The sequence below is a fragment of the Sphingobium xenophagum genome (genome assembly GCF_031457465.1).
GTDB classification, from domain to species: domain Bacteria; phylum Pseudomonadota; class Alphaproteobacteria; order Sphingomonadales; family Sphingomonadaceae; genus Sphingobium; species Sphingobium xenophagum_A.
Window position 1 is genome coordinate 130,416 of the sequence record NZ_JAVDWV010000006.1, and the last position, 16,372, is coordinate 146,787.

At 56.6% G+C, this 16,372-nt stretch carries 12 protein-coding genes; 8 read left to right on the forward strand and 4 right to left on the reverse strand.

Going from position 1 to position 16,372, the window contains the following annotated elements:
* The first annotated feature begins 24 nt into the window (after positions 1 to 24).
* The gene (locus tag J2W40_RS07745) at positions 25 to 1,266 is read left to right on the forward strand and encodes an MFS transporter (protein ID WP_310223536.1); all 1,242 of its coding nucleotides are present in this window, start codon (positions 25 to 27) and stop codon (positions 1,264 to 1,266) included.
* A 163-nt stretch (positions 1,267 to 1,429) separates the two neighbouring features.
* On the opposite strand, the gene manD is transcribed toward J2W40_RS07745, so the two are convergent.
* A complete protein-coding gene (gene manD / locus J2W40_RS07750) occupies positions 1,430 to 2,638 on the reverse strand; it encodes a D-mannonate dehydratase ManD (protein WP_310223294.1) in 1,209 nt (402 codons plus the stop codon).
* A gap of 103 nt (positions 2,639 to 2,741) precedes the next feature.
* Here manD and J2W40_RS07755 point away from each other — a divergent pair, with 103 nt between their 5' ends.
* The 7 genes from J2W40_RS07755 (at position 2,742) to J2W40_RS07785 (ending at position 12,596) form a co-directional block, all read left to right on the forward strand.
* The gene (locus tag J2W40_RS07755; protein ID WP_310223296.1) at positions 2,742 to 3,494 is read left to right on the forward strand and encodes a FadR/GntR family transcriptional regulator; all 753 of its coding nucleotides are present in this window, start codon (positions 2,742 to 2,744) and stop codon (positions 3,492 to 3,494) included.
* Positions 3,495 to 3,736: 242 nt separating this feature from the next.
* Entirely contained in the window at positions 3,737 to 4,021 is a 285-nt protein-coding gene (locus J2W40_RS07760) for a helix-turn-helix domain-containing protein (protein ID WP_310223298.1), read from the forward strand.
* A gap of 132 nt (positions 4,022 to 4,153) precedes the next feature.
* Entirely contained in the window at positions 4,154 to 7,852 is a 3,699-nt protein-coding gene (locus J2W40_RS07765) for an N-6 DNA methylase (protein ID WP_310223299.1), read from the forward strand.
* Positions 7,853 to 7,862: 10 nt separating this feature from the next.
* Positions 7,863 to 10,106 (forward strand): GmrSD restriction endonuclease domain-containing protein, encoded by a 2,244-nt coding sequence (locus J2W40_RS07770; protein ID WP_310223301.1) that lies wholly within the window; start codon positions 7,863 to 7,865, stop codon positions 10,104 to 10,106.
* A 503-nt stretch (positions 10,107 to 10,609) separates the two neighbouring features.
* Entirely contained in the window at positions 10,610 to 11,878 is a 1,269-nt protein-coding gene (locus J2W40_RS07775; RefSeq protein WP_310223538.1) for a tyrosine-type recombinase/integrase, read from the forward strand.
* A 36-nt stretch (positions 11,879 to 11,914) separates the two neighbouring features.
* Positions 11,915 to 12,268 (forward strand): type II toxin-antitoxin system RelE/ParE family toxin, encoded by a 354-nt coding sequence (locus J2W40_RS07780; RefSeq protein ID WP_310223303.1) that lies wholly within the window; start codon positions 11,915 to 11,917, stop codon positions 12,266 to 12,268.
* Between the two features lie 4 nt (positions 12,269 to 12,272).
* Entirely contained in the window at positions 12,273 to 12,596 is a 324-nt protein-coding gene (locus J2W40_RS07785) for a helix-turn-helix domain-containing transcriptional regulator (protein ID WP_310223305.1), read from the forward strand.
* A gap of 304 nt (positions 12,597 to 12,900) precedes the next feature.
* Here the strand turns inward: J2W40_RS07785 and J2W40_RS07790 are convergent, their stop codons facing one another.
* The 3 genes from J2W40_RS07790 to epsC form a co-directional block, all read right to left on the reverse strand.
* Entirely contained in the window at positions 12,901 to 13,692 is a 792-nt protein-coding gene (locus J2W40_RS07790) for a sulfite exporter TauE/SafE family protein (RefSeq protein ID WP_310223307.1), read from the reverse strand.
* A complete protein-coding gene (locus J2W40_RS07795) occupies positions 13,689 to 15,062 on the reverse strand; it encodes an ATP-grasp domain-containing protein (RefSeq protein ID WP_310223308.1) in 1,374 nt (457 codons plus the stop codon). The genes J2W40_RS07790 and J2W40_RS07795 overlap by 4 nt, the downstream gene beginning before the upstream one ends.
* Before the next feature lie 304 nt (positions 15,063 to 15,366).
* Entirely contained in the window at positions 15,367 to 16,338 is a 972-nt protein-coding gene (epsC, locus tag J2W40_RS07800; protein ID WP_310223311.1) for a serine O-acetyltransferase EpsC, read from the reverse strand.
* Between the last annotated feature and the right edge of the window lie 34 nt (positions 16,339 to 16,372).

Genomic DNA, 16,372 nt, shown 5'->3' on the forward strand with positions numbered 1-16,372 from the left:
GCTGACGCAACGGATACCCACATGATGTTCAGGAAACTCCCGCTGCGGTGGTGGATCATCGCGCTGATCACGCTCGGCACGATTCTCAACTATCTCGCCCGCTCGACTCTCTCGGTGGCAGCGCCCACGCTCAAGACCGAATTCGGGATGACTACCGAGCAATATAGCTGGGTCGTCCTTGCCTTTCAGGCGAGCTATACCGTGATGCAGACCGTGGCGGGCGCGGTGCTCGATGGGCTTGGCACGCGGCTGGGCTTCTTCATCTTCGCGGTCGGCTGGGCATTGAGCAATATGGCCCATGCCTTCGCCACCGGCTGGATGAGCCTTGCCTTTTTCCGCTCGCTGCTGGGCGCCACCGAGGCGGCGGCCATCCCGGCGGGCACCAAAACCGTGGCGCAGTGGTTCCCGGCAAAGGAGCGCCCGCTGGCCACCAGCCTGTTCCAAATGGGTACCAGCGTCGGCAATATGATCGCGCCGCCGCTCGTTGCCTTCTGCATCCTCGCATGGAACTGGCAGGCCGCCTTCATCGTGACCGGCGCGCTGAGTCTGGTCTGGGCGGGGATTTGGTGGTTCGGCTATCGCGATCCTGCCGTCCATCCACGCCTCTCGCAGGCCGAGCGCGACGCCATAACGGCGAGGAATCAGCCCGATGCTGCCAAACCCGCAACAAAGGGCGATGTTTTACGCAGCCGCTCCTTCTGGGCGATTGCCGTGCCCCGCTTCCTGGCGGAGCCTGCCTGGCAGACCTTCAATTTCTTCATCCCGCTCTACCTTGTGGCGGTATGGCAGCTTGATCTCAAATCAATTGCCTTATGGGCATGGCTGCCCTTTCTGGCCGCCGATTTCGGCAGCCTTGCCGCCGGGCTGCTGCCGCCCTGGCTGATGGCACGGGGCAAATCAATGCTATCCTCGCGCAAGATCACGATGACGCTGGGCGCGCTGTGCATGATTGGTCCCGCGTGCATTGGCCTGGCCACCTCGCCCGGCATGGCCATCATGCTGTTCTGCGTGGGCGGCTTTGCGCATCAGATGCTGAACGGCGCGCTGATCACCCTGTGTGCCGATGTGTTCGATGCGCGCACCGTAGGAACGGCCAGCGGCATGGCCGGGACATCGGCTTGGATCGGCGGCATGTTGTTCACGCTGCTGATTGGGCAGAGCGCCGATATTTTCGGCTATAATCCGCTGTTCGTGGCGCTGGCCGCGCTCGATCTGCTGGCCGCCATCGTGCTATGGACCCTGCTCAGGAAACCGGCGCAGTCCTGACGGCCCGACGCTTGATCGGCCAGCCCGGCCATGGTGGCGGTGGCAACGCCCGGCCACATATCCGCCGCGCCGTCTTGTCGCCTGGTTAGTAATTGATGCTGCGATCGGAGACTACGCAGTCCTGCGGCACCCCCCCGCTGGACCGCGCCTACCTGCGGCGCCCTTACCAGTTCCACATGGTGCCGTCTTCCAGCCTGGCGACGGGCAGATAGGCGGGCTTATAGGGGTATCTGGCGGCCAGCGCCTCATCAATATCGACGCCATGGCCCGGCGTGTCGCCGACGAACAACTCGCCCTTTTCGAAGCGATAATCGTGGGGGAATACCGCGTCGGTTTCCTCGGTATGGCGCATATATTCCTGAATGCCGAAATTGGGTACCCAGGTGTCGAAATGCAGCGCGCAGCCCATCGTCACTGGCGAAAGATCGGTCGCGCCATGACAGCCGGTACGGATTTGATAGAGGCTGGCAAGGTCGGCGATCCGGCGCAAATGCGTGAGGCCGCCCGCACCCACGACGGTAGCGCGGATATAATCGATCAACTGGTTCTGGATCAGATCCTTGGCGTCCCAGATCGTGTTGAATATCTCGCCCACCGCGAGCGGCGTGACAGTATGCTGGCGCACCAGCTTGAAGGCTTCCTGATTTTCGGCAGGGGTGCAATCTTCCAGCCAGAACAATTGGTAAGGCTCCAGCATCTTGCCCAGATTGGCGGCCTCCTGCGGGGTGTAGCGGTGATGGCCGTCATGCAGCAGGTGATGATCGAAGCCATAGGTCTTGCGCAGTGCCTCGAACAGTTTGGGCACATAGTTCAGCGCCTTGCGCGTGTCCCACCCGGTGACCGAAGGCAGGCTGGCATCGGCCGGTTCGTAAAAAAGCTTGCCCCGGCCCACGCCATAGGCATCCTTGACCCCCGGAACCCCGGTCTGCGCGCGAATGGCCTTATAGCCCATGTCGATATACTGGCCGACCGCTTCGACGGTTTCGGCAATGTCGGAGCCGTTAGCGTGGCCATAGACCATGATCCCGTCGCGGCTGCGACCGCCCAGCAATTGGTAAACCGGCATGCCGGCCATCTTGCCCTTTATGTCCCACAGCGCCATGTCGACCGCTGCGATCGCTCGCATGGTGACAGGGCCGCGCCGCCAATAGGCACCGCGATAGAGATATTGCCAGATATCCTCGATCCGCCGCGGGTCCATGCCGATCAGGCATGGTATCACATGCTCTTCCAGATAGGCGACGACCGAGAGTTCACGCCCGTTGAGCGTGCCATCGCCAATACCATAGACCCCCTGATCGGTTTCGATCTTGAGCGTAACGAAGTTGCGACCCGGACAGGTGACGATGACGCGGGCGGCAGTGATTTTCATGGCAGAGGTAACTCGCTTTACAAGAGGCGGATGTGGTATGACCGATTGACTTGCCCATTTCGGCCTGTCAAGTTCTCGATATTGGTATTACCAGAAAGCGCATATGGCAACCGTCAAATCCAAGGATCGGCTTTATCAGGACGTGGCGCGCGCCTTGCTCGACGAACTGACCGGCGGCCACTATCCGGTCGGCACCCGCCTTCCGGCCGAACGCGATCTGGCCTTACGGTTCGACGTGAGCCGCCCGACCGTGCGCGAAGCGATCATCGCGCTCGAAGTGCAGGGGCTCGTCGAGGTGAAGATCGGATCGGGTGCCTATGTGCTGCGCCTGCCCGGTGAAGATGACCGGCCAGGCTTCAACGTGACCGCCTTTGAACTGACCGAGGCGCGGCTGCTGTTCGAAGGGGAAGCCGCAGCACTCGCGGCTACGCAGGTCACTGACGAGGACCTTGCCGAGATCGCCGTGCTGGTCGAGCGCATCGCCGAGGAAAATAACGACGCCAACGGCACCGAACGGGCCGACCGCGAATTTCACCTCGCCATCGCCAGGGCCACGCGCAATCTTGCGATAGTCAACGCTATCGAGCATTTATGGGATGTGCGCGCCACCTCCCCCGAAGCCGCGCTCCTGCATGAAAAGGCGCGGCACGCCAACGTCAAGCCAGTGGTCGAAGAGCATATGGCAGTACTCGATGCGCTGCGCGCGCGCGACCCGGTCGCGGCCCGCACCGCAATGCGCGCCCATCTGTCAGCCGTACTCGACGGGCTGCTCTTCGCCACCGAAGAGCGCGCGCTGGCTGAAGCCCGCAAAGCAACGCAAGCCAAACGCGACCGCTATGCGCGAGCGACCGCCTGAAATCTGTGCGGCATGAGAGCGTACGGGCCGACGGCCGCCCGCTAAAGGAAGCGCACTAGCGCATTGCCATAGGTGCCTATCCGAAGGTGCGCGGCGCGGGCACCCTGAAAGCGCGAAGAGTGCCAACGCGCCAGCCAATGCCGTGCAGGAGCCTCTAGGAAGCCCGCTGAGCGCCTTTGCTGAGAAATTTGCGCTTGCCCGGTCGAATCTGATGCACCCCCAATGACTCTCCTCAGGGCAAAATGAGGTATAAATGCCCGTGGACGGAAAGTCATCTTTTCTTGCCTATCCTGTTCGATGGACGAGGGAAAATCCTTCACGATCTGGGGAACAGGATCAGGACGCAGCGAAAAAGCATCGGCCTGACACAGGAGGCGCTTGCGCTTGTCGCGAACGTGGATCGCTCATACTATGGGGCGGTTGAGCGTGGGGAGCGCAACGTCACCTTTACTGTCCTGTGTCGCCTCTGCATCGCCTTGCAATGCGACGTAACAAAACTGACGGTCGGCTTACCCAAAGCCGGTTGAACGGCAAACAGTCAGAGAATGGCGGAATTCCCTGCTTCTCAATACGATAAAGGCCAATTCGGCTGGTGATGCGGGGCCGTGGCGGTTGCAAAATGCGACGTCAAAGGGCTAGGTGCGTCAAAAGGGGGCCGTGTGGCGAAGTCGAAGAAAACAACTGAAAGTCCATTCGACGAAGCAATCCGCACGATTCGCGAGACGAAGAAGGGGCAGGAAGCGGCCATGTATGGCCCGCTCCGTGATCTCTTTTGCGATCTACTCGGCTATCCCCGTAGTTCTGTTCATATTGATATCGCGGGTGAAGCAGGACGCCCGGACGTGACTTGCCGCGCACCAAGCGGAATTAAGGATCGGAACGGAAAGTCACTCGATATCGACTGGATGGTTGTCGAGGCGAAAGACGAACATGACGCCTTTTCGACTTCCGGCAAGCGTGAAACCATCTTTGCCCAGAAAGCCAAATACGTCCGTCCCGATACCGCTTGGTTCGTGATGGTCGATCCAACGGTTTTCGTTGCCAGGCCGGTGATGACTTCGGCGCATGACAGCGCGAACGACATTGTGCTGGCTTTGAACGATACGGTCGATGAAGCGACCTTCCGGGCCAAGTTCGCCCGCATTGCCTATGGCGTGGCAGGTGTTCCCCAACGGCTCAAAGCCTTCCGGGAAGGCGATATCACCCTGATCGCAACCGAGAAACTGACTGCCCCCGATACGGCCGACAAGAGGCAGCGCAATCAGGTCGCCGTCGCCCGTCGCAACTTTTACGAAACCCTGCGGAACACGACCGGGCACTTGCAGGAATCCACCCTTGGCACCCTGCAATCGGTGTTGAGCATGGCAACCGACGTTTCGACCGCATGGGAGGAGTTCGGCAAGAAGTATCCTGAGGCGGCGTTTGATCCCTACACGCTGACCGCCTCTGCCAGACCGGGCAATTACGAACTGGCGATGAGTTACGGCGGCGACGTTGCCCGCCTCAATCGTAAGCTGAAAAAGGCCGGAAGCATCGCCCGTCTGGCGCTAGATGGCTTGCCCGAATTCAGGGCACGGGTGAACGCCAAGGACGACAAGCAGGCGCTGGAAATGTTCGCCACGGAAACGGCGAACCTGATCCTTGCCCGTATCCTATTGATCCGGTTTTTCGAGGATCACGGCTTTTTTGGCCCCAACCGTTTCCTCTGCAACGGCGGCGTGGAAGCCTTTCAGAAGCTGAGAGAGAAATTCACCTTCGGCTATACCCGCCTGCTCAAGATGGCCTACGAAAAGGCACAGGCGCTATATGCCGCCGCGTTCGATGAAACCGAACTGGATTGGGTGTTCGCCACCAATGACGCGAACCTGTCCAACGCTATCGAATGGGCCATGTACCAGCTTTCCCGGTACGATTTCACGACCGTAAAGGGCGATATCCTGACCGGCGTTTATGACCGCTTTCTCGACCGGGAACAGCGCAAGAAATTCGGGGAATATTACACGCCCCCGTCGATTGCTCGTTACATCGTTGACCGGCTGGAATTGAAGCCGGAAGATCGCTTCATGGACCCGGCCTGCGGTTCGGGCACCTTCCTGATTGAACGCTACCAGCAGGTTGTAGGCGAGGATGCCGATCAGGGTCTTGCGACCTATCCCGAAGTCGTGGCCGCGTTGGAGCGGCTGGCCGGCAACGACCTCAACACCTTTTCAGCGGTCTTGGCGCAAATCCAAATTCTCTGGCACGTCCTCAGTTTCAAGGACGATTTGATTGTTGCCGATGAATTTCCCGATATCGCGATCAGCGACAAGGCGAACAGCATCATTCGTCCAGGTGTCGAGTTTGCCCAGCATGGCCGCTTCGTGGAACTGGACCAGCCGGAATATGGCGGGATCGGCGGCAACCCTCCCTATGTTCGCCCCGAACGCTCCGGCGAACTGGACGATACAACGCGCGAGTATTTTGAAAGCGATCACCACGGTTGGAAGGGGATTTCAGCCGAAGCCAATCTCTATGCGCTGTTCATCTACCGCGCCCTTGATGGCTGGTGCCGTCGCCCGAACAAGTGGGGAGAGAATGCAGGCCGCTTGGGCTTCGTTGTCCCGCTAGCGATCTGTGGCACCAAGGAAAACGGTGATTTGCGCCGCCTGTTCGGTCCCGATGGACGGTGGACGATCAAGGAAATTGTCGATCTTGAGGTTATCTGGCGCAACATTTTCGATGCTGATGTTCTGCCTATCGTCCTGATTGCAGAGGCCAGACCGCCCCGGCTGCCTCTTGATACCAAGTGGCTGGACAAGGCCGAACCACTGCCGGACGGTCCGAAGGGGCAACAGGTGAAAGCAGCCCGTCTGCAACCGTGGATTGATGCAAGGCTGGCAGCGACTACGCCGGAATATCAGGACGCATGGGAGCGGCTGGCAACGCGCAACCGGGCACGGTGGGAACCTGATCAGGTTATCATCAAGCTGGCGGACAAAAGCTGCATCGACTTTGGCGACGGCAGCAAGAGGCCGACGTTCGATCTTGCAGGCATCGCGCCATCGTTGATCGACTATGCAGACCTGTTCACGCCCGATGGCCGTATTGTTACCCGCATCACGCCCGAGCGTCGGAACATCATTAAGAAGCTGCGCGCCAACCCGCCAATGTCCTCTGCCTTTCAGGAATATTGGTACAAAAAGAAGGGCGAGGGACGCGGTTCGGTTAGCCTAGACCCGCCTAAGCTGAATCCGCTCATGTGGGAAAAGCGGAGCCTCTGCGGATATGGACTCGCATTCCGTGGTAAGAAATTTCATTCGTCAGACAACAGCGGACGAGACGTTTATAAGGGCGAGAACATCATCGCCACGGCTATGGTTGGCAAACCTCTGGATACGAATATTGACATATCCAAAGCAAGCGACATGGGCATATTTAAATACCAATCGGTTTTTCCTGGCGTTTCATATGCGGTAGCAAAAATCGAGCGCTGCCCTAACGCAACAAGGTTTAATCCCAAAACTTCGGTATTTACCAACACTGCAATCGTATTTTCGCCAAATCAAGAAATGATTGAAGTCCCTTTCGATCTTGTTCTGACGTCTAGGATATATAGGCATTACTATGCCTTGTGCGGAAGATCATCCTATCTAAATACCTATAGAAGCGACATATATCCGACATCTATCCGAAACCTTCCTTGGAACGATAGCATCGCCAAAGTTGCTTTGAATCTAGAATCGTTGCGTGGCGATCTTGTCAGTGCCTGCGAAAACCATTTCCGTACCGAAGCCGCCATGTTTGCCGCACTGGCTGCTCTGTCGCTGCGTCCCTTCCGCGATGTGGTCAAGGATGGCGTGAAAGGTACAGGCGGCAAGGTCGAATGGTCGGAAAGCCTCAACAAGGGCACGGACAAGATTGAACTGTCACCGGCCTGCAAGGCGCTGGTGGCGGATGATTGCTGGCATATCGGCATTTCAGATTATCTGCTCGATTGGGTGAAGGTTCCCGATGAGGCCGCCGCGCTTGGCTTGGCAACGGCGCTTGCTGCCCGTGCCGGAACCGAACAGAGAATGGTGGATCGTTCCATCCTGCTCGACATGCCTATCCCGCCCGATGCTGCTACGCGGACCAAGTTTGATGCCATCGTGAAGGAATATCGGGAAGCCGATCACGCCAAGGCCATTGACGCGGTGGTGGACAAGATCGACGCCCTGATTGGTCCGGCCCTTGGCTTGGATACCGCCGATATCGCGTCAATCCGCAGTGATATGACGGACGACCCGTTCCTAAAAAACATCACGCCACGCTGGCCCGCCACAGAAACCCGTATCCACGGCTACCGGACCGGACTGGACAGTTCGAACCGCTACAACTGAGAAGATTTGCATGTCGATTTTCACGCCCAGCAATGTTCCGATCACCTCCCTGATTGAAGATATCGACATGGGCAAACTCGGACTGCCCGAATTGCAGCGTCCGTTTGTGTGGCCGAACGTCAATGTTCGCGACCTATTTGATTCCCTCTATCGCGGCTATCCGGCTGGCTTCCTGTTGTTCTGGAAAACCGGCGGCGAAGGCGGGTTAAAGAATATCGGGACCGGGCCAAAACAGCATGTTCCCGAACTGGCAATCGTTGATGGGCAACAGCGTCTGACTTCCCTCTATGCCGTCATCAAGGGGGCGGAAGTCCTAAGGGCGAACTTCAAAAAGGAAAAGATTGAGATCGCCTTCAATCCGCTGTCACAACGCTTTGATGTGGCGGACGCGGCTATCCGCAAGGATCGCTCCTACATCACAAATATCTCCAAACTTTGGGAGCCGGGTTTCGATACGGTTGATTTCCGCGAGGCCTTTGTCGAGCAACTGTCTCAGAGCCGGGAACTGTCCAAGGATGACAGCCGGACAATCGAAAAGTCGATCAACAAACTGCGGAACCTCACCAGCTACAGCTTCACCGCATTGACGTTGAACGCCTCGGTTGACGAACAGACCATTGCTGAGGTTTTCGTTCGCATCAACGGCAAGGGCAAGGCGCTCAATCAAGCCGATTTCATCATGACGCTGATGTCGGTGTTCTGGGAGCAAGGGCGCGTTGAACTGGAGGATTTTGCGCTCAAGGCAGCAATGCCCAGCGATGGGCAATCCTCGCCCTTCAATCACTTTATCAAGCCATCGCCCGATCAGATGTTGCGGGCAACCGTAGGGCTGGCGCTCAAGCGTGCCCGTCTGGAAAACGTCTATAGCGCCTTGCGTGGTCGCGATGCTTCAACCGGCCTCGACAATGCAGAGAAACGAGAAGGCCAGTTCTCCCTCATGCGGGAGGCGCAGAAGGCCGTCCTCAACCTCGCAAATTGGCATCATTATCTCGATGCCTTGAAGCTGGCGGGCTATCGCGGGCAAAAGATGATCAGTTCGGAAGCTGCAATCATCTATTGCTATGTCCTCTATCTGATCGGCATCCGCGATTACGGCATTGACCGGACGACGGTGCGCCAGCTTATCGCAGAATTTTTCTTCATGGCGGCGATGACGGGCCGTTACACCAACTCCCCCGAAACGCGGTTCGAGTCTGATCTGTCGATGGTGCGGGGCCAGGTTGACGGGGAGGCATTCATTGCCCGCCTCAGGGAGATTTGCGCCACAACGCTGACAGGGGATTATTGGGATATCACGCTGCCAAGCCAATTGGCGACCTCTGCCGCTCGCAGCCCTTCCCTGTTCGCTTATCAGGCCGCGCTCATAAAGCTGGATGCTCCGGTGCTGTTCAGCCCCATGAAACTTGCGGCAATGGTCGATCCGGCAATCAAGGGGTCAAAGGCATCGCTTGAGCAACACCACCTGTTCCCGCGCGGATATCTTGAGGACCAAGGCGTTAGCGAACTCAAGCTGATCAATCAGATTGCCAATTTTGCCCCTGTTGAATGGCCTGCCAACATCAAAATCGGCAAGCAGCCTCCTACGACCTATGTGCCTGCACTCGACGCGGCTTTGTCCGGCCAGGAGCGGGAGCATGTCTATCACCTCCACGCCTTGCCGCCTTTGTGGTGGGAAATGCCCTACAGCGAGTTTCTTGTCGCCCGGCGTCTGCGGATGGCCCAGGTTGTCAGAGACGCTTGGCAGCGGCTTACAGGCAATTTGAAAGCCGAGCCGATCAAGACGGCCAGCATAGCGGAACTGATAGCAGGAGGGGAAACAGGGGCCGTTGAATTCAAATCGACGCTTCGCACCAATCTGCATACCGGCCAGCCGGACGAGAAAATGCACCTGTCGGCGCTGAAAACGATAACAGGATTTTTGAACGCAAAGGGCGGGACGCTCCTGATTGGCGTCTCCGACAACGGCGAGGTTCTAGGTTTGTCTGCAGATGGCTTCCCCAACGAGGACAAGATGGGGCTGCATCTCGTCAACCTGATCAGGGATCGCATTGGTGACATTTTCCTCCCCTACGTTCATCCCCATTTCGAAGAACAGGACGGAGTGCGGGTCTTGGCAGTTCGCTGCGAACAAGGCCCCAAGGCTGCTTTCGTGAAGGATGGCAACCAAAAGAGGTTTTTCGTTCGCGGCGGTAACGCAACGACCGAACTCATGGGCAACTCGATCACTGACTATGTGAAACAGAGATTCGGCTGATCAAGGCGGAAACGCTCCGGCCAATTTTTTTATTTGTCAGTCAGACACGAGGCCGCTTTTCTAACAACGTTAGGGAGAGGCGATTTTACCCTCCCCCCACCGGGGGCACACCCTCTTTGAAGCAAGTAGAACGGCAAGGCACCCCTCCCCGACGGGGGCGAACAGCAAAGCGCGCCGGTGGAGAACCGCGTGGGGATTTCAATGCTGACGAGTGGGGATGTGGTGGGGCGTTATTCCGTAGGGTCCGCCAGACGGCGCTTAAACCCTTGAAAAACTGGAGCGGGCGAAGGGATTCGAACCCTCGACCCCAACCTTGGCAACCCGATCTGAGCCGTTACGCCAGAATTCGCCATTCTACGATTTTCTGCGCCTTTTCAAATGGATATTGCCATCGCAGCTACGACGCAGTAACCTCTGATTTGCCACGAAACGACCGATTTTTATTACGTCCTTATTACTTTTCGGTTTTTCAGGGCACGCGTAATAAAATGGAGGAGGCGCGCATGGCGCAGGCCAAGCTCAACAAGCGAACGGTCGATGCTCTCAACCCGCCCAAGGCGGGTCAGGCGTTCATCTGGGATACTGAGATCAAAGGGTTCGGGGTCCGCATCGGACAGACCGGCACCAAGACCTTCGTCATCCAATATATGAACAAGGAAGGCCGTATCAGGCGCGTCAAGATCGGTCGTTTCGGCGTCATTACGGTGGATCAAGCGCGCGATCTGGCGAAGATCAAGCTGGGGGAGGTTGCGGCCGGCGAAGACCCCGCCGAAGCGGCGCGTCGTGCGCGCAAGGAGATGACGGTCGCGGAGTTGTGTGACTGGTATCTGACCGAAGCGCGGGCTGGCAGGATTCTCGGTCGCAAGAATCGTCCGATAAAGGAATCCTCGCTGGCGATGGATGAAAGCCGGATCAAGACGCATATCAAGCCCCTGATCGGCAAGCGCATAGCGCGGCATCTGACAATCGCCGACGTCGAGGCAATGCAGGACGACGTCAAAAATCACAAGACGCAGAAGGGCCGCAGCGGCGGGCGCGGTGGTAAGGCGACCGGCGGTCCCGGCGTTGCTGCGCGCTGCCTCGGAACGATCCAGGCGATCCTGGGCCATGCCAAGCATAAGGGGTTGCTTTCCGAACACCCCACCAAAGGCGCCAAGAAGCTGGCGGGCAATAAGAAGACCCGTCGGCTCAGCGTTGCAGAGATCGAAACGCTGGGCAAGGCCATGGTCTATGCCGAGCAGCAGGGCGTTAGTCCGACGGGGATTTCAGTGATCAAATTGTTGCTCCTGACTGGATATCGCCGTGAAGAAGGCCAAGCCATGGAGCGCGCATGGGTGAACCCGATGGGCGGTTTTGTCGCCTTCCCCGACACCAAAACCGGCGGACAAATCCGGGCGATCGGACCAGAAGCAATCAAGGTGATCGTGGCGCAGCCACAGGTTGCAGGTAATCCCCATGTTTTCCCGGCCACGACAGGCGACGGCCCCTTCACGGCGGCCAGTGCCTGCCTTCAACGTATCTGCGGATTTGCAGGCATAGTGGGCGTTACGCCCCACACCTTGCGGCACACTTTCGCCAGCATTGCTGCCGAACTCGGTTTCTCTGAACTTACGATCCGCGCGATGCTGGGTCACGCATCACAGAATGTGACGCAGGACTATATTCACGTCGATGAAGCCCTAAAATTGGCCGTGCGACGCACGTCAGATGAAATCGCCAAGCTGCTGGCACAAGGGGCCGCCAAGCTTGACCGCCTGCGGCTGGTCGCCTGATCGCAGACGCTGGACATATGGTAACACATATGTTACTTGAAAGGCAATGAGTTGATAGTTCAGGAATATATCCGCGAGGACAGTTCCTGTCCGTTCCGGTCATGGTTCGACGGTCTGGATCCACAGGCCTCCGCTAAAGTGGCGACAGCCATATTACGGCTGGAGTTGGGCAATGTATCGAACGTAAAGTGGATTGGCGGTGGCCTGGGAGAGTATCGGATCGATTGGGGGCCAGGCTACCGACTCTATCTCACTAAAGATGGCGATGAACTCGTCATCCTGTTCGTAGGTGGGACGAAGAAGCGGCAACAGTCAGACATCGATCAGGCTGGGGTGCTGCTGAATGAATACAAGGTCCGCAGGGCGACCGGCAAAAAAGGCAGGAATTAGCGAGATGGCGCTGACCAGAGATTTCAAGGAAACGGTGAAGGAACGCGCCATGCGCGACCCCGCCTTCTCCAAAGCCATGCTTGATGAGGCGGCGAACGCTTTCCTTAATGGCGAACCGCATGTTGCGCGGCTCATCCTGCGTGATTTGGTCAACGCCTCGGTTGGCTTTGAGGCGCTGGCAGAGGAGACCAGGCATCCGAGCAAAAGCCTGCATCGGATGCTCTCTGAAAAAGGCAATCCTAGCATGGATAACATTGCGGCTATTTTTGGTGCGGTCCGTCGGCGTCTTGGCGTGACCATAGAAGCCCATGCTGTAGAGGCGTTATGATTCATCTTGGATTTTGTTTGATCACATATGCCCCAAGTAGCACGGCATCTACAATTGTGATCACTAATTCAGATATGGAAACCGCAATCTTCTGAAGGCCAAGATCACTAATAATGCCCGCCGATGCAGCGATGCTCTAATTTCTACTGCATCTTTCGTTGATATCTTTTCGTGTTGTGCAGTCATAATGGTCCGGATTAAGGCAAACAAGTCCCTCATTCATCTGTTCAGATTTTTCAGTCTCCTTTCTATTTTCTGACAATGCTCTCATGGTGTCCACACGTACACTTAAATGTCAGCTCCGTCAGAACCTGGGAAAAACCGGGATCGGAGCGATTATAAGGGAAACAAGACCGTAGAGACTTATAATCAAAAGAGCGAATCCGATCATCAAAATGAGCAATTTTGACGGAATTCGTTTGGCCAGATAGGCCCCGAGCGGTGCAGCGACTATACTTCCGATCATTAACCCCGACACAGCCATCGTAATTGCCTGAATACCAAGGGTGCCAATGAAGCCAGCTAACACGGTAATGGTCACAAAAAATTCGGCTGCGTTGGCTGTGCCGATTGCAGTACGAGGGGTGGCTCCTTGAGCTATCAGACTACCTGTGACAATCGGACCCCATCCTCCGCTGCCTGACGAATCCAGGCAGCCTCCCAAGAACGCAAGAGGACTGACCATTCGCATCCTGCGGAATGCGTGAGGTCGGCGCTGGCCCCGCCATATTAGGTAGATGCCAACTGCAGCAAGGTAAGTCAGCACGACCGGGCGCGCAACGTTGAAACTGATAGACGTAAGCAGCCAAACACCGACAAAACCGCCGAGACATCCAGGAATGACCATACGGCTAAATAGCGACCAGTCGATGTTTCCGTTGATGGCCTGGCTAAGGCCTGACACGCCACTGGCGAAACTCTCAGCAGTTCTGGAGGCCGTAGCGGCTGCAGCAGGCGGTAGCCCAAATGCCAAGAGAAGATTGGTGGAAAGCACGCCAAATGCCATGCCAATTGTGCCATCTACAAGTTGGGCAAGAAATCCGACAAGGATAAATGGCGCAAGATCAGACCATGACAAGGCAAATACATCTATCATCGACGTTTGACGGCAGCTGGTGGAATAACAAAGTTTCTGATCCGACCTGATGGTGCAGTAATAAGAAATATTATTGGGAAAAGAAGTGAAATTACCGAAATTGTCCCACTAATTGCAGCATGGCCGCCCACCAGCCAAGGAAGCGCGGCGGCCCATATTGAAACTATGAGCGTCACAATAAGCGCTCTCTCTTGTTCGCTGTCATCGAAAAACGAAGCGTTTGTATGGGCCTTGCCTTCAAATAGAGTTTTTAGACCAACGTTTGTCCTGCTTTTCCCATCAGTCAAAAAGGTCGGTAGTATTGACAAGGCGAGGCTGGTCACTCCGGCAGCTACCAGTCTCATCCCGATAATGCCAGCAAAGCGCCGGTAATTGATGCTTCTATCGCTTATTGTTCGTACGCCAGTTCGTCCACCCAAAACGAAATCAAGCAGCGCTTCGCTTTCTGCTGGAAGCTGATTGGAAGACACCGGGGAATGAGTTGCTTCGATCCACCCAAGTATAGCCGCTGGCACATCAACGCCGCAGGCCTGCTCAAGACCCTGGAAACCAGGTGCGGAATTTGCTTCACAAATCCGATAGCCATCCTCGTCGAACAGAATGTCAATGCCCGTAACGTCCAGATCCAGAGTCTCGGCTGCGAGAACGGCAAGCTCCGCCATTTCTGGTGGCGGATTATAAGCAACGCCAACCCCGCCTAGCGAGACGTTCGATTTGAATCCGCCAGTCAGTGACCGTCTTTCCATCGCAGCGACCACTCGACCGCCAACAACGAGAATCCGAACGTCACGACCGTGACTGGCCCGGATATAATGTTGCATTACAAAGTCGGCTTGAGCGTCTGCGCTTTCAAGCAGTCCGGCAAGGTCCTCGAACTGGCTGCGATTTTCGCATTTCAATACACCTGCTCCCCGAGTTCCTTTCAGGGTCTTGACGATAACTGGGAAACCCAACTCACGCTCAATAAGACCTGCGTCAATGGGAAATTTTCCAAGAATTGTCCGGGGAATGGGAAGCCCCGCACGGATTAATCGCTGAAGGCTGTGCAGTTTATCAGCGACCAGTTCAATAGCTGCTGGACCATTGATAAGCCGGATACCGCGGCGCTCGAAATGACGCAGCAAGGCCAAGGTAAAATAGTCGGTTTCCGCGCCCGTTCGGCAGAGCACGAAGTCTGGCCGTTCCATTTGCTGTTCCTGATATTTGACAGCCCAATCATCGTCCGCGCCGACTATAAGATCGAAATTATGAGGATTGAGAACATGCAACTCCATTCCCATTGCCGCAGCGACATCCTGAAATCGGAATATCTCTGGAACCTCAGGAAGTGCGGGATCCAACTCGCGAGCAAAAATTAGCCAGCCTCGCAAATTTTATGTCTCCTTTGCGCCGCATCGACGCTCCATCAATGGCAACTTGACCAGTTCTCTATGTCTAGAACCCCCTTATGGTGCCGGTCGTTCCTAAACGGAACGACAATCACTTCGCCATGGCAGCGCTGGATAATCTCTGGAAACTAAGCTGTTAAAGTCGCTTGCGTTGCGTACTCATAAACCTCTTACATGCCGGATCGGAGCGCATCTTACAATTTTGCGCCGAGATCAGGCTCCCACACCCATGCGTGATAACATATTGTGGACGACACGTGTGAAACGGCCCGTCGCGACTAAACGCCTATAGCGCCCTGATGCTAGGCGGGGAGGGCTCCACCAAACTATCCTGCGGCACGTCGCGATTAAGCCATATATTACCACATATTATCGACCGTGCACCAATGGATATTCGACCCACAAGGGTAGCATTCGCATGGATCACGACATCGTCACCGATCACTGGATGGCGAGCGATCCCTTTGGATTCCCCACCGCCCGATAGCGTGGGATCTCCGCCAAGTGTCACTCCCTGGTACAGGCGAACGCGTTCTCCGATGATAGTCGTTTCACCGATAACGACGCCGGTGCCATGGTCGATAAAGAAGCTGCGTCCGATCTGGGCACCGGGGTGAATGTCGATACCGGTTTTCTCATGCGCAATCTCCGCGATGACCCTTGCGACAAGAGGCGCGCCCAACCGATATAGGCGGTGAGCGATCCTATGGTGTATGACGGCTGTAAGAGAAGGATAAGCCAGAAGCACCTCATCGACGCTGCGAGCGGCAGGATCAGCAGCATAACCGGCTTCGACGTCGGTATCGAGTAAGCGCCGGATCGCAGGCAGCTCGGATGCAAAGGCACCGATGACTTGTTCGACCTCATTTGCGACCGCCTTCTGATCGATGTCAGGTCGATGATAGCCACGCTCGAGCCTGATCTGCGCAGCCAGCTGCGATAATGTCGATTCAAGCGCCGCATCGACATAGGCATTTTCATTTTGGACTGTCAGTTCGGGCGGTCCAAAGCGCAGCGGGAAAAGGGCAATCTTCAGTTCCCGACTGATACGTTGCAGCGCCTGTCGGGATGGGAAATAAACACCGTGCTCTGCGTGGCGATCATGAGCGAGTCGCCAATCGACACGAGCCTGTTGCAGTCGTGTGACGACCACCCCGATCTGTTGCGGAAAGGCTATGGCTTCCAGCGCCTGATCGACTTCCGGGTAAGAAGGCACGCTAATCTCCTGTTTTTGCGGATCAAGCACACTGGCGCACATCCATGGAACTTTTCAATCAATGAGATTGTTTTTA